Here is a 15,915-nt window from a genome sequence, read left to right on the forward strand (position 1 = left end):
GAGGACGCCTTCAGAAGCCCGGGGGCGGGACGTGGGAGGACAGCTCGCTCAGCCCGTGCGCGCCCAGCCCCAGGAACACCGCCGCCAGCACCGTGCTGGCCATGAAGCCGGCGACGATGAGCCCCTTGCGCGGGTGCTCGAACTGGCTGAAGGCGTAGAACAGCACGTAGCAGGGGATGAGCAGCACCATGACGCCCGTGCCCACGCTCCGGCGGAACGCGTGAATCAGCAGGGTGACGGCGCAGACCAGCGCGAGGAGGCCGAAGAGGATGGCGAGCGGAAGCAGCGGCACGCTCTCCCCTTAGCACGTTCCATTCCTGGCCACCGCACCGTGCGCATATTAAGCACGGCCCCAAGTCAACCCGCCGAGGGAGGTGCCTGCCATGAACACCGCCAAGACACTGTTCAACTTCGTCCTCGCGGGCGCCCTGCTGGGCATCGTCGTCGCCTCGTGGGTCGGCCCCGTCTTCCTCGGCTGGTACAACGAGACGCCCTTCGCCACCCAGACGGTGTGCAACCTGCCGCAGGTGATTCGGGGCACCACGTCCTCGCTGCTCACCTACCAGGCCATCGGAGCGGGCATCGGCGCCTTCGTCATGCTCATCCTCGGCGTGCTCTTCGTGCGCCGCGCCGGCCGCCGCGCCCGGGAGCAGGCGGAGATGCCGCCGCCCCCCACGGCCCCCAGCGCCACCGCCTGACGACTACTGCACCCGCACCAGCACCGGGGGCGAGGTGCCCAGCACGCCACCGCCCTCGTTGTCCGTCACCGTGACGGTGATGTTGAACGTCGACGTCTCCGACACCTGCGGCGCAATCCAGGTGGGGTTGCGCGCGTGCGCGTCGCTGAAGTGGCCCGCGGGCTCGGCCGGAATCTGCACCCAGTCGTACTGCATCTCGTCCCCGTCCGGGTCCATCACCTCCAGCTCCAGCAACACCTCGCCCCCCGGCACCACACTGAGGGGATTCGGGCGCGGCCCCACCGTGACTTCCGGCGGCTGGTTGACCAGGCACCCGAAGCTCATGGCCCCCAACGCCAGCGCCACGATGACTCCCGAAGACGACCGAAACATGGACTTCCCCCTGCGAAGATTGCTCCTACCCTAACGCGTCCCCACCGTCGGGTGTATCGGAGCTGCTTCCGGAAAAGTCCTGGAATCCATGATGGAAGTCACACGCGCGGCTGAAAGGTCCACCACCGGTAGTCCGCCCCGCTCGCCAGTCCGAGAGGAAACGTCGGATGGGCTCACTTCCGGCGGCGCGCGGGCGGCTTCCGGCGGGTGGCGACCAGCAGCAGCTTGTCCCCCCGGGACAGGCGCTTGATGGCGGCCTCGCGGCGCAGGGCCGAGCCCCGGTCCCCGACGGACTCGCTCCACACCAGGGTGACGGGGAGGCGGGCTCGCGTATAGGCGGCGCCTCGGCCCCGCCCGTGGGTGGCCAGCCGGCGCTCCAGATTGTTGGTGGCGCCGGTGTACAGCGTGCCGTCGCAACAGCGCAGCATGTAGACAGACCAGATGGGTGTTTCGTCCGACACGGCGGGCGCACTGTACCGCCCCCGCCGGCCGGACGCGCTACCCCTTCCCGGGTGCCGGAGCCACGGGGCCGCGCGACTTCCGGCGCAGCCGTGGCAGGTGCAACTGGAACCTCAACAGCCGCAGGCGCGGCCGCTCCCGGGGCGGCGGCTTCACCCTCGCCATGACCCGGGAGACTGGCGAGAGTGGATCCTCCCCCCACGCCGCGAGGATGTGCGCCTCGCTCACCAGTCCCAACAACCCCCCCCCCTCACCCACCACCCCCAACATCCGCACCTGGTGCCGCTCCATCTCGCGAAGGGCACGCAGGAGGGTATCTGTGGGAAAAACGGTGGCGATGAAGGAGGACAACGCTTCCTTGAAAGCCCGGTTTTGCCTCATACAGCGTCCTCCCGCCATCACGCGCACATCTCCCTGCAACAGCCCTGCCGGGAGTAGGTGAGGGTGACCATTCAACACAGCATGGCGCCACGGACGCGCTTAGACTGGTTGGGTGACACGCAGACAGGTAGCGCGGCTGGGACGGATGGCGGACCTCTTCTCGCGGACGGTGGCCCGCGGCAAGGAGGGGCTGCTGACGCTGAGCTTCCGGCCGGACGAGCTGTACCGGGTGCCCACGGACGACGGCGCCGCCATCGCCATGGGGCGCTACCACCCGAGAGGAGAACGGCGCTTCGCGGAGCCCGTCATCCTCTGCCACGGGCTGGGCGCCAACCGCTTCCACCTGGACTTCGACGAGCAGTACAGCATGGCGCGCTACCTGGCCCGCGCGGGCTTCGAGGCGTGGGTGCTGGAGCTGCGCGGCCGGGGGCTGGCGGGCGACTGCACGGACTTCAATTTTGATGACCAGGCGGAACACGACGTTCGCACCGCGGTGCGAACCGTCCTGTCCACAGGGGCGAAGGAAGTGCTCTGGGTCGGTCATTCCAAGGGAGGACTGACCCTCTACGCGCACCTGGCGAAGAACCCGGAGGCCCCGGTGCGCGCGGCGGCCGTGCTGGGCAGCCCGTTCACCTTCGCGGTGCAGCCGGGGCTGCGCACCTTCATCCAGAAGGTGGAGCCGCTGTTGCAACTGAAGGTCATCCCCACCGGACGGGTGACGAGCCTCGCCCTCTTCGGGGCACCGCCGGGGCCGCTCAGCCGGTACATGATGCTGGCGGAGAACATGGAGCCGGACGTGGTGCGCAAGGCGCTGGCCAACGTGCCCGCCAACGTGTCCGGCGGCGTGGGGCGCCAGTTCGCCCGCTGGATTTCCACCAACCGCTTCACCTCGTATGACGGCGGCTTCGACTACCGCGAGTCCCTGTCCCGGGTGCGCATCCCCTTCCTGCTGCTGGCCGGGAGCAAGGATTTGCTCGCCCCGCCCATGGCGGTGGCGCGCGCGAAGGAGGCGCTGGGTGGGCCGGTGAAGTTCCTCGTCGCGGGCCGGGCGCATGGCTTCGGGGCGGACTACGGGCACGCGGACCTCATCCTCGGCCGCAAGGCCCCGGACGAAATCTTCCCCCTGGTGGAGGCGTTCCTCTCCGCGCACGCGACCCGGTCGTGAGCCGGCGCACAGGGCCCTTCCCCCCGGGTTGTCCGGCCCTCCTCGCCGTGCTACCGGGAAGCTCCTTGCGCATGTCCGTGTCCGCCCGCCTCATCCCCCTCGCTCTGCTGGTGTCCGCCGCGTGCGGCCGCGCTCCCGGCGAGGGCCGCGCGGAGCTCGACCTGCGGCACACGCGGCAGGCGGGTGGGCAGGCGGTGGCCCGCTGGAGTGGCGACTCGGTGACGGCGGAGGAGCTGGCCCGGCGCTTCGAGGAGCAGAGCCCCGCCCTGCGCGAGCGCTACCTCGCCCCCCAGGCCCGGCGCGAGTACGTGGAGTCCATGGCCCGCTTCGAGTTGCTGGTGCGCGATGCGCTCGCCCGCGGGCTCCAGGATGATCCGGAGGTGGTGGAGGCCACCAAGCGCGCGCTGGTGAATCGGCTGATGCGCACGCAACTGGAAGAGGCCCCCGTCCACGTCACCGACGCGGAACTGGAGGCCGCCTACGCCGCGCGCCGCGAGGACTTCGTCCGGCCCGAGGCCGTGCGCGTCTCCCACGTCTTCCTCGCCGCGCCGCGCTCGGATGCGGTGCGTGTAACGGACGCGAAGCGGCGGGCCGAGGACCTGCTGGCACGCGCGAAGGCGCTGCCTGAAAGCGACTTCGCCGGCTTCGGCGCCCTCGCGCGAGAGCACAGCGAGGAGCCCCGCACGGCGCCGCTGGATGGTGATTTGCGCTTCCTCTCCGACGATGCCCTGGCCCACGCGTACGGGCCGGAGGTCGCCGCGGCGGCGCGGGCGCTCTCCACCGAGGGCGGCCTGAGCGGCGTGGTGCAGACGGACGCGGGCCTGCACCTCCTCAAGCTGCGCGCGCGCCGGCCCGCGCTGAACCTCGCCCTGGACGACGTGCGCGAGGAATTGCGCGTGCGACTGGAGGGCGAGAAGCGCTCCCGCGCCTGGGCGGAGTACCTGGCGCGCGTGGAGCAGGGGCTGTCCCTGTCGGTGGACCCGGACGCGCTCGCGCGGGTGCCGCTGGACGTGGCGGCCCCCATGCGCAAGCCCTCCGGCCCCCTGCCCGGCACGGTGCCCGCGCCATGACTGCCCGCTTGCCCTTCCGGCCCGCCGGCCCCACCTACGGGAGTCGCCCCCTCCCTTCCCCGAGGCACCCGAGCATGCGCCTTCATCCCACCCGTGCGCTCTTCGTCCCACTCGCCCTGCTGTTCGCCCTGGGGCCGGGACTGGCCTGCAACAAGCCGCCGAAGGAGGACCCCGACGCCTCGGTGGTCGCCAGCGTCAATGGCGAGGTGCTCAGCCGCGCCGACTTCGAGCAGGAGCTGTGGCGCGAGCTGGCCTCCACGGAAGCACCGCAGCGCACGCCCGAGGAGGTGGAGCCCTTCAAGCGGACGCTGCTCGACACCTGCATCCACCGGATGCTGCTGCTCCAGGCGGCGCGGGGCAACAACCTCACCGTCACCCCCGAGGAGGTGGACCGGGGCGTGCTGCGGCTGTCCGGCGACTACCCCGCGGGCAACTTCAACGAGGTGCTCGCCCAGGGGCGGCTGTCCATGGCGGAGCTGCGCGAGCGGGAGACGAGCCGGCTGACGATTGAGAAGCTGTTCGCCAACCACGTCTACTCGCGCGTGGCGGTGACGGAGGAGGAATTGCGCGCGTACTACGCCGCCAACGAGGCGGAGTTCAACGAGGCGGAGCAGGTCCACGCCGCGCAGATGGTGGTGAAGGGCCTGGACGACGCGCGCAAGCTCCAGGTGCAGCTCAAGTCGGGCAAGAAGTTCGCCGACCTGGCCCGCCGGTATTCCCTCAGCGCGGACGGCAAGGTGGGGGGGGACCTCGGCTTCTTCCCCCGCGGGCAGATGCCCCCGGCCTTCGACGAGGTGGTATTCAAGCTCCCCGTGGGGCAGGTTTCGGATGTGGTCTCCACCGAATACGGCTACCACCTGTTCCGCGTGCTGGAGCGCAAGCCGGCACGCAAGCGGGAGTTCGCCGAGGTGCGGCAGTTGGTGGAAGCGAAGCTGCTGGAGAGGAAGCGCACGGAGGCACAGGAGGCGTTCGAGAAGGAGCTGCGCGAGAAGGCGCAGGTCCAGGTGAACGAAGCCACCCTGCAGGCCATCCGCGGGAAGCCGGCGCCGCAAGCGGCGGCGAAGTGACGGAATGCACGGCCGGGACGGTGGTTGGACGGACCCGGTGGAGCTCGGAAGGATGCTCGAGATGAAGAAGCTGGTGGCGGTCATCGCGGCGGCGGCGCTCTTCGGGGGCGGCACGGCGGCACGCGCGGAGATGGTGGACAGGGTGGCCGCGGTGGTGAACCGCGACATCATCGCGCTGTCCGAGGTGCAGCAACGCGTGGCCCCGGAGCTGTCGCGCATCAACAACCCGGACCCCAAGAAGCGCGCCGAGCAGCGGGCCTTTCTGATGAAGACGGCCCTGGACACCCTCATCGGCGAGAAGCTGATGGAGGGGGAGATTACCCAGCTCGGCATCACCGCCACCGAGGCCGAGGTGGACGAGCTCGTCGCCGACGTGCGCCAGCAGAACAACATCACCGAGCCGGCGCAGTTCGAGCAGCTCCTGGCGGGCGAGGGCCTCACCATGGCCGCCTACCGGGACATGCTGCGCAAGCGCATCCTGAGAGACCGGCTGCTGCGCGTGAAGATTGGCCCCAAGGTGAAGGTCACCGAGGAGGACTTGAAGGCCGCCTACGCGCAGTTCGCGCGCATGGAGAGCGAGGACTCCGAGGTGCACGCGCGCCACATCCTGGTGCAGGTGGACCCCAAGGCCACGCCGGAGCAGGTGGAGGCCGCGCGCAAGAAGGCGGAGGCCATCGCCGTGGAGGCGCGGCGGCCGGGCATGGACTTCTCCGCCCTGGCGCGCGCGCGCAGCGAGGGCCCCAGCGCGTCCGACGGTGGAGACCTGGGCTGGTTCAAGCGCGGCGTCATGGTGCCCGCCTTCGAGAAGGTGGCCTTCACCCTCAAGGAGGGCGAGGTCAGCGAGCCGGTGCGCACCAACTTCGGCTGGCACGTGCTGAAGGTGGAGGAGAAGCGCGCGGTGGCGGCCACCTCCTACGAGGAGATGCGCCCGAAGCTGGAGGCGAAGCTGTACCAGGAGAAGACGGACAAGTTCCTGGAGCAGTACGTCGCCGAGCTTCGCTCGAAGGCCAGCGTCGAAGTGAAGATGTAGTCCCTGCTTCCGCACTGGCGTCCTTGGGGAGATGCTGCGAGGCCGTGAGCCTTCCTCTCGTCGGCATCTCCCTGGGTGACGTGTCGGGCATCGGGCCGGAGGTGACGGCCTCGGCCCTGGCGCTCGCCTCCGTGCGCAAGGTCCTCGTCCCCGTCGTCTTCGGGGACGGGCCCACCCTGGAGCACTTCCCCGTCTTCCGCCGCTATGCGCGCGTGACGCCGGAAGGCCTGGGCCGCGTGGATGGCCCCACCGTGGTGGAGGTGACGCGGCTGGCCCAGAAGGACCGCACGCCGGGGCGCCCCTCCAAGGCGGGAGGCCGCGCTCAGTACGACTACGTGACGGCGGCGATTGAAGCGATGCGCGCGGGACACGTGGACGCGCTGTGCACGGCGCCGGTGTCGAAGGAGCAGATTTCGCGCGCGGGCATTCCCTTCATGGGCCACACGGAGGTGCTGGCCGATGCCTTCGGCGTGGACGTGCTGATGATGATGGACGGGCCGCGCGTGCGGATTGCGCTCGCCACCAACCACGTGCCCGTGGCGAAGCTGCCGAAGCTGCTCACCGTGGAGGGACTCACCGCGCAGCTCAAGCTGCTGTCACGCAGCCTGGAGCCGGTGGTGGGCCGGCGCCCGCGCATCGCCGTGCTGGGGCTCAACCCGCACGCGGGCGAGGGCGGACTCCTGGGACGCGAGGAGGTGGAGGTGATTGGCCCCGCCATCCGCAAGGCCCGCGCGGCGAAGGTGGACGCGCACGGGCCGGTGCCCGCGGATGGACTGTTCGCGCGGCCGGATGAGATTGCTGGGAAGTACGACGCGGTGCTGGCCATGTACCACGACCAGGGCCTCATCCCCGCCAAGGCGCTGGACTTCGAGCGCACCGTGAATGTGACGCTGGGACTGCCGGTGCCGCGCACGTCGCCGGACCACGGCACCGCGTATGCGATTGCCGGGAAGGGTGAGGCGAGCTGCGTACCCATGATGGAAGCGCTGCTCAAGGCAGCGCAGTTGGCGAAGGCAGGCGCGCGAGGTGCTCGGCGAGGTCCTCCCCGTCCTTCTCGGGGTCGATGAGCTGCACGTGCGCACCGGTGCCGCTGCCCGGGAGCACCAGCACGCTGACGCGCCCCATCGGGCAGTAGCCCAGACAGCCGGAGGGAATCACCACCGTGCTTCCGGCGAGGCCGTGCGCGGAGAGGGTTTCCTTGAGCCGGCGCGGCAGGTCCACGCCCCCGGCGCTCGCGTCCAGGCGCACCAGGCAGCGGTGGCAGACGTGCAGCTCCGTGGGCTCGGGCTCCTGCGGCGGCATGGCGGGGGAAGCATAGGGTCCGAGATGTCCCGTTGCTCGTCCGTCAGGACCCGTTCTTCGGGCTGGGGGGCCGCGTGCTCCCACGGCCCCCGGCCCGTCAGCCCGGCTCAGAAGACGAACGGGAAGAGGATGGGCTCCTGCATGCGGACCTGGTGGGCCGGGAACTTCCAGCGGCGCACCACGTCCTCGATGCAGTGGCCGAGCTCGGTGGCCTTCAACGTGTCCGTGTCCATGGAGACGCTGGACGTGTCGCCACTCGGGAGCACCGACCAACGCACCAGGAAGCGGCCGCCCTTCTCCACCGGCGTCCCCTGGGCGTGCTGACGGATGCAGGCGGTGATGGCCGGCTGGTTCGCCACCACCACGGCCTTCACGTCGTCCGGCGTGAGGTGCTCCTTCGCATCCGGAGCGGGCGGAATGTAGACGGTGCGCTCGGGGGCCTTGGGCGTCGCGGCCTTCTGCTCCGCGTCCTCCGTGAAGCCGAGCTCCCGCGCGAAGTCCTCGTCCAGCTCGGACTCCGGCTCCTCGGCCTCGGTGGCCTCGGCGGGAGTGGACTCTTCGTCGGCGCTGGCGGACTCGGTCTCGTTGAAGGCGAGCTCGCGGGTGTCCGCGACCTCGGCTTCGTCGGTGGTGCTCGACGGCAGGGCCGTCTTCGTGGCCGCCTTGCGCGCGGAAGGAGCGCGCGTCGCCACAGCGGGGGGCTGGCCACTGGTGAGGGTGAGGCCTCCCACGGGGGGCCCGCTCACCCGCCCTGTCGTGGGCGGCTGCGCGCGCAGGCCGTTCGCGGCGCCCTGCACATCACCCTGCGCCGTGGAGAGCACGGTGCCCGCGACCGAGGCCGCGGCCTGCTGAGCTCCCGAAGGCTCGGACGTACCGGACTGCGCGGCGGAGGTGCCTGGGAGGGGCTGGCCCTGCGCTCCCGTCGCCGTGCCGGGCAGGCCCTCGATGCCGGCCTGTGCCGTGCCGGGGATACCAGGCAGGAACGCGCTGCTGGCTTGCGCCTCTCCACTCACGCCTGGCCCCGTGCCACTCGACTGCGCCGCGCCGGCCACACCCGAGAGCGACACGGTGCCAGCCTGCACCTCACCGCTCAGACCTGACGGCACCCGCGCGCCAGGGTTGCCAACCTGGGCCTCCCCATTCACGCCAGGACCGCCCTGAGCCGCGCCGGCGATTCCGAGCACGCCGGAAGGCAGCACGCCAGGACCGCCCTGAGCCGTGCCGGCGATTCCGACGCCTCCGGCCTGCGCTCCCGTCGGATTCGGCGCACCCTGGAGGCGTCCCACGTCCTGCCCATTCGCCACGGTGGCCTCGTGCGTTCCCGACAGGTGCTCGCGGAAGTGCAGGCCCGCGACCACCAGCAGCCCCGCCGCGAGCGCGCCCACGGCCGCCGCCCCCAGGAAGGCGCCGGTCTTCATGCCCGCGATGCGCTGCGGCTCGGCCTGCGGCGGCATGCCCCACTGCTGGGGATACTGCGCCATGGGAGCGGCGTGCTGGGACGCCCACGCGGGAAGCGGCACGCCGTGCGGCGGCGGTGCAATGCCCGGGAGCAGGTTGCCGTGATACGCCGGAGCGCTCGCCAGCGGCGCGGAGGCCGGCACGCTCCACGGCGTCGCCGGCAGGCCCTCGGCGTCCGTCCCCACACTCCCGTGCGACTCGGGGTGCGCCTGCACCGTGGCCGGGTCCGCGGGGGAGAGCATCGCCGCGAAGGGCGTCGTCACGTTCGCACCGGGCGACATGCGCATCCACTCGGGAATCTCCACCGCGGGCGCTTCGGGCTCGGGGAGTGCTTCCACGGAGGGCGACGGCGCGGGCAGCGTCTTCAACCACCGCGACTCTTCCTCGGCCAGGTCGAGCAGCGCGCGCATGCTCCCGGAAGCCGTCGCGGCGGCCGTGACGGCAGCCTGCTCCGAGTCCGAGTCCGGCCGCTGACACACGAACAGCTCGCGGTCCAGGTATGCATCGAGATCACCGTCGAGCGCGTCCTCCACGCTCAGCGGCGCGCCCGGCACCGGCCCGTGCTCGCCTCCCGCCGGCCCCGTGCCCGGCGTCCCCATCCCCTGCCCCCGGAACTGCCCCTCGGCCCCTGACAGAAGCTCGCCCACACGCCCTCCCGCGCCCGCGCTGACATCCCGGCCTTGTCGCGCCAGGGCCAGCAACGTAGGGACGGGTCTCCGGCGCGCCACCCACGAGTGTCCTCCCACGAACGCTCTGCCCCGTGGACGGACCTCGCCTGTCCAATGCCCCACCGAGCCCGCACACGTCGGGGCCGAGCCGCGCACGCATGCCGACATCACGCTTCGGGCCTCAGCGGTTTTTCACGCTCGCGGCGCAAGAAGGAACTTCACGTACAGGTACAGGGCGGCGGTCGGCGGCAACACGGTTGCGATAGCGCGGAACGGAACGTCCATTCCGCAGGCGTCGCGGCGCGGGGCTACCCGCGCACCTTGCCAACCCGCGCTGGCCCGGGTGGACCCGCGCGGCGCGGAATGGAACGTCCATTCCGCGAGCGTCGCGCCACCGGGCTCGCCGCGCTCCTTGCCAACCCGCGCTGGCCCGGGTGGACCCGCGCGGCGCGGAATGGAACGTCCATTCCGCGAGCGTCGCTGCGCCTGACTCCCGGCACTCCTTCTCGCTCACGCCGGCCCCTGTGGACCGGCGCGGCGCGGAATGGAACGTCCGTTCCGGGGACATCGAAGCGCGGGGCTACCAGCGCTCCTTGTCGGACTTCGGCGCCATGGGCCACTCGGGAGCGGTGACGCCATTCACGGTGAGGCCGCCGTGCATGAACGTGGGCGCGCCCTGGAGGAAGCCAGCGGGGAAGTTCAGCGTCGGAGTGGAGGCGTCGTCGAGCGCCTTCACGTGCTCGGGCTTGAGCCGCACGTCCAGCGCGCCCAGGTTGTTGTCCAGCTGCTCCAGCGTGCGCGCCCCGATGATGGTGGACGTCACCCCCGGCCGGCCCTGCACCCACGCCAGCGCCACGCGCGCCACCGTGGTGCCCAGCTCCTTCGCCACGCGCTGGAGCACGTCGATGATGCCGTAGGTCTTCTCGTGCAGCGCGCTCTCCGCCCACGCGCCGCGGTCCGCCTTCACCTTGCCCGCGTTCTCCCGCGTGTACTTGCCGCTGAGCACACCGCTCTTCAGCGGAGACCACGGCGTCACGCCGAGCCCCAGCTCGCGAGCCATGGGCAACAGCTCGCCCTCCACGGTGCGCTCCAGCAGCGAGTACTCAATCTGCAGCGCGGCCAGTGGCGCCCATCCGCGGAAGTGCGCCGTCACCTGCGCCTGCGCCACCTTCCACGCCGGCGTGTCCGAGACACCCACGTAGCGGACCTTCCCCGAGCGCACCAGGTCGTCCATCGCCCGCAGCGTCTCCTCGATGGGCGTGTGCATGTCCCAGCAGTGCATCCAATACAGGTCGATGTGGTCCGTCTGCAGGCGGCGCAGCGACTCCTCACACTGGGAAATCATCGCCTTGCGGCCCGCTCCGCCGCCGTTCGGGTCACCGGGGAACAGGCCGCTGAAGAACTTCGTGGCGAGGACCACGCGCTCGCGCCTGCTGGAGTGCCGGCCCAAATGGTCACCGATGATCTTCTCCGAGTGCCCCCGTGTGTACGCGTTGGCTGTGTCGATGAAGTTGCCGCCCCGTTCGAGGAAGCGGTCCATGATGGCGTTGGACGCCTCGACGCTGCTGCCCCAGCCCAGGTCCTCGCCGAACGTCATGGCACCGAGGCAGAAGGGACTGACGCGCAGGCCGGAACGGCCCAGGGTGACGTAGTGATTCAACGGCATGAGTGCTCCCATGAGGGGATGGGTTCAAAGCGCGGAGGACGGGCCCGAAGAGAGGCCGTGCACTAGCGCGCCGCCGCATGCCCCGCTACCGCGGCGCGGAACGACTGACGCGCACGTGACGCCTTGCTGGCGCTCGCACCGCGAAACGTGCTGAAAACGCCGCATGCCCCGCCTGCTCCTGCTCCTCTCCCTGCTGGCAGCCTGCGCATGCAGCCACCCGCCCCTCCGGAGCCCTTCGCCCATGAGCCCCGAGCCCGCCCATGCCCACCGTGAGCTGCTGGAGCTGGAGCGCTCCGTCACCCAGGCCATCCGCGAGCGCAACGGCGCCCGGCTGCGCGAGCTGCTGAGCGAGGACTTCGTCTTCCGTGGCACCGGCGACGTGGAGACGGACCGCGAGGCGTTCATCTCCAGCGTCGCCGCCATTCCAGGAGACATCCTGGACCTCGAGATGACCTCCCTGCGCGCCCACGCCTTCGAAGACACGGGCGTACTCACGGGCGAGCAACGGGCCCGCGTGCGCCTGGCCGACGGCACCGAGGTGACGGACACGCAGACCTTCACGGACGTGTGCAGATGGCGCGAGGGGCGGTGGCGAATGGTCCTCGCCCACAGCGTCCCGGCCGCGCCTGAAACTCCAGCGGACGGCACCGCTCCCGCACCCGAGTCGCGCTGAGCCTCCAGGCACGGCGCCCCGTGTCCCGGACGCGCGTTCGCGTGCCGCGCCGCGCAGACACTTCAGTGCTGGCGAGACGTCTCTTCGAGCACGGCCCTCGTGGCCGGGGCCGCCGTCCCACCGTGCACATCCTGGCGAAGGCCCGTCGTCTCGTCGGTCAGGCTTGACGTCCGGCGACGCACACGCGAGCGCGGAGTCGCAACCTGCCGGACAGGGCCGTTGCGCCCCAGCGGAGCCGTGGCGGAGCCCGCGAGTACCTTCCTGCGGAGGGGAGGTCGCTGTCATGCCGCAATCAGGGGGGGAGCGCCGGTGGCTGTTGCCAGGCCGGGGCGCGGATTGGCTCGTCGTCCCATCCATGGGCCACGAGGCGCGAGAGTCGAAGCAGCACCGTGTACCCGAGGTATTCGTCACCTCGTCGCTCGACCATCTGCTGACCACGTTCGCCGCGCGTACGCTGCATGGGATGTACGAGGCACTCGGGGGCGGTTCTTCACTCGGGCTGTCCAGGCTGGAGCGCGGCCGGTACGAGCAGCGGCTCAAGCAGCGCCTCGCCGAGGCCTTCACCCATGGCGAGCTGGTGGCGCTGGAGGTGGAGCGTCCCGTGCTCGTGCCGCCGCCGTGGGTGGAGCCACCGATTCCGACGCCCGTGGAGGTGCCGGTGGCGGAGCCGACGTGGCTGGCCGTCGAGCTGCGGGACGAGGAGGGCCACCCCGTGCCGCACGCGCGCTACGTGGTGACGTTGCCGGACGGCTCCACGCGCGAAGGCACGCTCAACAAGAATGGCTACGCTCGCGTGGACGGTGTGAATCCCGGACAATGTCAGGTCAGCTTCCCCGAGCTGGATGAACAAAGCTGGAGCTGACGCGGCCAGGAGGCTGGGATAGCGTGCGCGCCGCCATGGCGACCTCGGACAGCGAGCGGACGGACTCTCCCTCCTGGACGTTCCTCACCAACCACGCGCACGTGCTGCTGTGCATCGCCGCGGACCCCGAGGTCCGCCTGCGCGACGTGGCCATCCGCGTGGGCATCACCGAGCGCGCCGTGCAGCGCATCGTGAGTGACCTCGAAGACGCGGGCTACCTCCAGCGCGAGCGAGAAGGCCGCCGCAACCGCTACACCGTCGCGAGGGAGCAGCCCCTGCGTCACCCCATCGAGCGGCACCGCAACGTGTCCGCCCTCATCGCGCTGGTGGAGGACGCGGCCGCGCCCGCTCGACGTCACGGCAAGGCGGAAGAGGAAGCGGCCCCACCGCCGGCCCCCTCCGCGCGAGGCCGCGGCAAGCGCTGAAGGCGGCGGCGCGGCAAGAGCGCCGGGCGCACGCCGCGCCATCACCGCCTCGACGTCCGAGGCCGCCCCCGCATCACGGCTCGCCGCCGTGCTGACTACCGCCGTGCCATCACCGCCTCGACGTCCGAGGCCTCCTTCGGGATGGCGGCCGTCAGCACCTCGCAGCCCTCCGCCGTGACGAGCACGTCGTCCTCGATGCGGATGCCTCGCACGTCCGCGTAGCGCGCCAGCACGTCGCGATTCAGCCGGTCTCCGGCGCGCGCGGTGAGGCGCGCGTCCTCCAGGATGCCGGGCACGCGGTAGAGGCCCGGCTCAATCGTCACCGCCATGCCGGGCTCCAAATCGCGGTCCAGCCGCAGGTACCGGTGACCGAACTCCTTGGAGCGCGTGCGCCCCGGCGCATACCCGGCCCGGTCTCCCAGGTCCTCCATGTCGTGCACGTCCAGCCCCATCAGGTGGCCGATGCCATGGGGGAACAGCAGCGCGGTGAGCCCGTCCGCCACCAGCTCCTCCACGTCGCCCCGGAGGATGCCCAGCGCCACCAGTCCACGCGCCATCTCCCGGTGCGCGGCGAGGTGCACGTCGCGGTAGCCCACCCCCGGACGCACCAGGGCGATGCTCGCCTTCTGCGCGCGCAGCACCACCTCGTACAGCTCGCGCTGCGTCGTGCTGAAGCGCCCCGTCACCGGCCACGTGCGCGTCACGTCGCACGCGAAGCCGCCCGGGCTCTCTCCACCCACGTCCGCCAGCAGCAGGTCTCCCTCGCAAAGCACGTGGTGATACTTCAGGTTGTGCAGCACCTCGCCGTGCACCGTGACGATGGGCTGGTACGCCGGGCGCACGTCGCGCACCACGAACTCCGCCTCCATCGCCGCGCGCACCGCCGCCTCGAGCACCCCCGGCCGCGTCGCGCGCATGCCGGCCAGGTGGGCCGGCGTCGTCGCCTCGGCGGCGCGACGCAACTGCGCTACAGCCGCATCATCGTGGCGAAGGCGCAGGGCCACCATCGCCTCCGCGAGCGGCTCGTCCACCGGGAGCAGCTTCCCGGGCCGCACCTGCCGGCCGAGCAGCACCTCCACATCCAGGCACGTCTCCACGTCCGGCGTGGGAAGCGTGGCCACCGCCCTGCCCTTCAGCACCGGGGGCAGCTCCGCGCGCGAGCGCACCGGGCAGCCCGTCCGCTCCGCCACTTCCGCGAAGCCCGGCACCGCGCCGTCCCACAGCGCGTCGTCCGCGCCGGGCTCGGGCAGGTACAGCGTCCACGTCTGGCCGTCGTAGAAGCCCAGCCCGTCCTGCGCCGCCAGCCCGAAGAGGTAGAGGAAGTGGCTGGACGCGCGGAAGGGGAACTGGTCCGCGGCGTAGTTGCGCGGGCGCGGGCGGCCCGACGCAATCAGGGCGGGAGCGCTACCCAGCGCATGGGCCAGCAACTCGCGCCGCCGCACGAGGGCGGCGCGTTCGGAAGACTCGGGAAGCATGAGGCAGGAACTCCGGCGCTACGCACCCAGCGGACGCTGGGGCAGCAACTTGAAGAGGAAGGCCAGCAGGTCGTCGAAGTGGCCGCCCTTGCGGAACACCGCGTCCACCGGCATGTCGATCTTCCCGTCGTGCCCGGTGACGAAGACCACCTTCGTCTTCGGCATGTGGTGGCGCACCAGCGGAATCAGCCCGGTGCCGAAGCCGTCACCCAGGCTCTGGTCCAGCAACACGGCGTCGTAGGCGCGCGGACGGGTGAGCAGATTCGCGGCCTCCGCGTAGGAGCCGGCGGTGACCACGGCGAAGCCCGCGTCCTCCAGCAGCGCCGCGAGCGTCATCCGGTTGGAAGGGTCATCCTCCACCAGCAGCAGGCAGCGCCCGAAGGTCCAGCTCGTCTCCATCACTTGCTCCCCTGATTCTCATCGCGGCCCACGGGCCTCGAGCGGGGCCCCACGTCCGGGCCCGTGAAGACGACTTCAACGAAGGTGCCTCCCGAGGGGCCCGCCCCCACGTCCACCTGCCACCCATGCCGCTGCGCCACCCGGTGGACGATGCTCAACCCCAACCCCGCGTGGCCGGGCTTCGTCGTGTAGAACGGCTCGAAGGCCCGCGAGTACGCTTCCGGCGCCAGCCCCTCGCCCGTGTCCTCCACCCGAAGGGACACCCCGTCATCCTCCAGGTCGCGCGTGCGCACGGTGAGGGTGCCGCCGCGCGGCATGGCCTCCACCGCGTTGTCCACGAGGCAGCCCACCAGCACCGCCAGGTCCTCCCGCTCCAGCGCGACCTCGGCCTTCTCCGTCAGCTCCTTCTGCACCCGCACGCCCCCGGGCACGTTCGCCTCGGACAGCGCGCGCTCCACCGCCTCGCTCGGGCGGCAGTGGGGCTTGGGGCCTGCGACCGCGGGCGGGCTGCGCTTGGAGAGCATCTCCTCGGCGGACGTCAGCTCCTTCTCGATGAGCTGGAAGAAGGTCTCCACGCGGGGGTCCGTGGTCCAGACCTCCGTCTTCTTCATCTGCCGCATCAGGTAGAAGGAAGCGTTGCGGATGCTGGCGAGCTTGTTGCGTAGGTCATGGCGCAGCGTGGACGCGACCACATCCGCCACCGCTGCCCGCTCCCGTGCCTGCAGGTCTCCACGCCCGGACATTC

At 71.3% G+C, this 15,915-nt stretch carries 19 protein-coding genes; 9 read left to right on the plus strand and 10 right to left on the minus strand.

Going from position 1 to position 15,915, the window contains the following annotated elements; translation table 11 throughout:
• Positions 1 to 10: 10 nt before the first annotated feature.
• A complete protein-coding gene (locus tag OV427_RS17240) occupies positions 11 to 292 on the minus strand; it encodes a hypothetical protein (protein WP_267857218.1) in 282 nt (93 codons plus the stop codon).
• Positions 293 to 383: 91 nt separating this feature from the next.
• Between OV427_RS17240 and OV427_RS17245 the strand changes: the two genes are divergently transcribed.
• On the plus strand, positions 384 to 698 hold the full coding sequence (locus OV427_RS17245; RefSeq protein ID WP_267857219.1) for a hypothetical protein: 315 nt from the start codon (positions 384 to 386) through the stop codon (positions 696 to 698).
• A gap of 3 nt (positions 699 to 701) precedes the next feature.
• Here the strand turns inward: OV427_RS17245 and OV427_RS17250 are convergent, their stop codons facing one another.
• From OV427_RS17250 to OV427_RS17260, 3 genes are all read right to left on the minus strand, one after another.
• Positions 702 to 1,070 (minus strand): hypothetical protein, encoded by a 369-nt coding sequence (locus tag OV427_RS17250; RefSeq protein ID WP_267857220.1) that lies wholly within the window; start codon positions 1,068 to 1,070, stop codon positions 702 to 704.
• Positions 1,071 to 1,243: 173 nt separating this feature from the next.
• A complete protein-coding gene (locus OV427_RS17255; protein ID WP_267863435.1) occupies positions 1,244 to 1,498 on the minus strand; it encodes a GIY-YIG nuclease family protein in 255 nt (84 codons plus the stop codon).
• A 70-nt stretch (positions 1,499 to 1,568) separates the two neighbouring features.
• Positions 1,569 to 1,928: a CBS domain-containing protein gene (locus tag OV427_RS17260; RefSeq protein ID WP_324289966.1), complete on the minus strand. Its 360-nt coding sequence runs from the start codon at positions 1,926 to 1,928 to the stop codon at positions 1,569 to 1,571.
• Positions 1,929 to 2,055: 127 nt separating this feature from the next.
• Between OV427_RS17260 and OV427_RS17265 the strand changes: the two genes are divergently transcribed.
• From OV427_RS17265 to pdxA, 5 genes are all read left to right on the plus strand, one after another.
• A complete protein-coding gene (locus tag OV427_RS17265; RefSeq protein ID WP_267863436.1) occupies positions 2,056 to 3,075 on the plus strand; it encodes an alpha/beta fold hydrolase in 1,020 nt (339 codons plus the stop codon).
• 71 nt (positions 3,076 to 3,146) lie between these two features.
• Positions 3,147 to 4,145, plus strand: coding sequence for a peptidylprolyl isomerase (locus OV427_RS17270; protein WP_267857222.1), 999 nt, complete (start codon positions 3,147 to 3,149; stop codon positions 4,143 to 4,145).
• 74 nt (positions 4,146 to 4,219) lie between these two features.
• Positions 4,220 to 5,212, plus strand: coding sequence for a peptidylprolyl isomerase (locus OV427_RS17275; protein ID WP_267857223.1), 993 nt, complete (start codon positions 4,220 to 4,222; stop codon positions 5,210 to 5,212).
• Between the two features lie 61 nt (positions 5,213 to 5,273).
• A complete protein-coding gene (locus OV427_RS17280) occupies positions 5,274 to 6,242 on the plus strand; it encodes a peptidylprolyl isomerase (protein WP_267863437.1) in 969 nt (322 codons plus the stop codon).
• Between the two features lie 44 nt (positions 6,243 to 6,286).
• Positions 6,287 to 7,309: a 4-hydroxythreonine-4-phosphate dehydrogenase PdxA gene (pdxA, locus tag OV427_RS17285; RefSeq protein WP_267857224.1), complete on the plus strand. Its 1,023-nt coding sequence runs from the start codon at positions 6,287 to 6,289 to the stop codon at positions 7,307 to 7,309.
• Here pdxA and OV427_RS17290 read toward each other — a convergent pair.
• The 3 genes from OV427_RS17290 to OV427_RS17300 all read right to left on the minus strand — a co-directional run bounded on the left by OV427_RS17290 (position 7,233) and on the right by OV427_RS17300 (position 11,336).
• Positions 7,233 to 7,544, minus strand: a complete 312-nt coding sequence (locus OV427_RS17290) for a (2Fe-2S) ferredoxin domain-containing protein (protein ID WP_267857225.1) — start codon at positions 7,542 to 7,544, stop codon at positions 7,233 to 7,235. The genes pdxA and OV427_RS17290 overlap by 77 nt on opposite strands.
• A 107-nt stretch (positions 7,545 to 7,651) precedes the next feature.
• Positions 7,652 to 9,649, minus strand: coding sequence for an AgmX/PglI C-terminal domain-containing protein (locus OV427_RS17295; protein WP_267857226.1), 1,998 nt, complete (start codon positions 9,647 to 9,649; stop codon positions 7,652 to 7,654).
• Positions 9,650 to 10,250: 601 nt separating this feature from the next.
• Positions 10,251 to 11,336: an aldo/keto reductase gene (locus tag OV427_RS17300; RefSeq protein WP_267857227.1), complete on the minus strand. Its 1,086-nt coding sequence runs from the start codon at positions 11,334 to 11,336 to the stop codon at positions 10,251 to 10,253.
• A 241-nt stretch (positions 11,337 to 11,577) separates the two neighbouring features.
• Between OV427_RS17300 and OV427_RS17305 the strand changes: the two genes are divergently transcribed.
• The 3 genes from OV427_RS17305 to OV427_RS17315 all read left to right on the plus strand — a co-directional run bounded on the left by OV427_RS17305 (position 11,578) and on the right by OV427_RS17315 (position 13,296).
• On the plus strand, positions 11,578 to 12,009 hold the full coding sequence (locus OV427_RS17305) for a nuclear transport factor 2 family protein (RefSeq protein WP_267857228.1): 432 nt from the start codon (positions 11,578 to 11,580) through the stop codon (positions 12,007 to 12,009).
• Positions 12,010 to 12,292: 283 nt separating this feature from the next.
• Entirely contained in the window at positions 12,293 to 12,871 is a 579-nt protein-coding gene (locus OV427_RS17310) for a carboxypeptidase-like regulatory domain-containing protein (protein ID WP_267857229.1), read from the plus strand.
• A gap of 23 nt (positions 12,872 to 12,894) precedes the next feature.
• Entirely contained in the window at positions 12,895 to 13,296 is a 402-nt protein-coding gene (locus tag OV427_RS17315) for a helix-turn-helix transcriptional regulator (protein WP_267857230.1), read from the plus strand.
• 95 nt (positions 13,297 to 13,391) lie between these two features.
• On the opposite strand, the gene OV427_RS17320 is transcribed toward OV427_RS17315, so the two are convergent.
• From OV427_RS17320 to OV427_RS17330, 3 genes are read right to left on the minus strand one after another with little or no spacing between them, the layout of a single operon-like run.
• Positions 13,392 to 14,771 carry an aminopeptidase P family protein gene (locus OV427_RS17320; protein ID WP_267857231.1) on the minus strand — a complete coding sequence of 460 codons (1,380 nt, stop codon included), beginning with the start codon at positions 14,769 to 14,771 and terminating at the stop codon, positions 13,392 to 13,394.
• A gap of 18 nt (positions 14,772 to 14,789) precedes the next feature.
• Positions 14,790 to 15,170: a response regulator gene (locus OV427_RS17325; protein ID WP_205519855.1), complete on the minus strand. Its 381-nt coding sequence runs from the start codon at positions 15,168 to 15,170 to the stop codon at positions 14,790 to 14,792.
• Positions 15,170 to 15,913, minus strand: coding sequence for a sensor histidine kinase (locus OV427_RS17330; RefSeq protein WP_267857232.1), 744 nt, complete (start codon positions 15,911 to 15,913; stop codon positions 15,170 to 15,172). Before OV427_RS17330 ends, OV427_RS17325 begins: the two co-directional genes overlap by 1 nt.
• Positions 15,914 to 15,915 lie beyond the last annotated feature (2 nt).

It is taken from the genome of Pyxidicoccus sp. MSG2, assembly GCF_026626705.1.
GTDB lineage: Bacteria > Myxococcota > Myxococcia > Myxococcales > Myxococcaceae > Myxococcus.

Coding starts and splice junctions, on each gene's coding strand:
- OV427_RS17245 (WP_267857219.1), top strand. CDS start 384: ATGAACACCGCCAAGACACTGTTCAACTTCGTCCTCGCGGGCGCCCTG.
- OV427_RS17250 (WP_267857220.1), bottom strand. CDS start 1,070: ATGTTTCGGTCGTCTTCGGGAGTCATCGTGGCGCTGGCGTTGGGGGCC.
- OV427_RS17255 (WP_267863435.1), bottom strand. CDS start 1,498: ATGCTGCGCTGTTGCGACGGCACGCTGTACACCGGCGCCACCAACAAT.
- OV427_RS17260 (WP_324289966.1), bottom strand. CDS start 1,928: ATGGCGGGAGGACGCTGTATGAGGCAAAACCGGGCTTTCAAGGAAGCG.
- OV427_RS17265 (WP_267863436.1), top strand. CDS start 2,056: ATGGCGGACCTCTTCTCGCGGACGGTGGCCCGCGGCAAGGAGGGGCTG.
- OV427_RS17270 (WP_267857222.1), top strand. CDS start 3,147: ATGTCCGTGTCCGCCCGCCTCATCCCCCTCGCTCTGCTGGTGTCCGCC.
- OV427_RS17275 (WP_267857223.1), top strand. CDS start 4,220: ATGCGCCTTCATCCCACCCGTGCGCTCTTCGTCCCACTCGCCCTGCTG.
- OV427_RS17280 (WP_267863437.1), top strand. CDS start 5,274: ATGAAGAAGCTGGTGGCGGTCATCGCGGCGGCGGCGCTCTTCGGGGGC.
- OV427_RS17290 (WP_267857225.1), bottom strand. CDS start 7,544: ATGCCGCCGCAGGAGCCCGAGCCCACGGAGCTGCACGTCTGCCACCGC.
- OV427_RS17300 (WP_267857227.1), bottom strand. CDS start 11,336: ATGCCGTTGAATCACTACGTCACCCTGGGCCGTTCCGGCCTGCGCGTC.
- OV427_RS17305 (WP_267857228.1), top strand. CDS start 11,578: ATGAGCCCCGAGCCCGCCCATGCCCACCGTGAGCTGCTGGAGCTGGAG.
- OV427_RS17310 (WP_267857229.1), top strand. CDS start 12,293: ATGCCGCAATCAGGGGGGGAGCGCCGGTGGCTGTTGCCAGGCCGGGGC.
- OV427_RS17320 (WP_267857231.1), bottom strand. CDS start 14,771: ATGCTTCCCGAGTCTTCCGAACGCGCCGCCCTCGTGCGGCGGCGCGAG.
- OV427_RS17325 (WP_205519855.1), bottom strand. CDS start 15,170: ATGGAGACGAGCTGGACCTTCGGGCGCTGCCTGCTGCTGGTGGAGGAT.
- OV427_RS17330 (WP_267857232.1), bottom strand. CDS start 15,913: ATGTCCGGGCGTGGAGACCTGCAGGCACGGGAGCGGGCAGCGGTGGCG.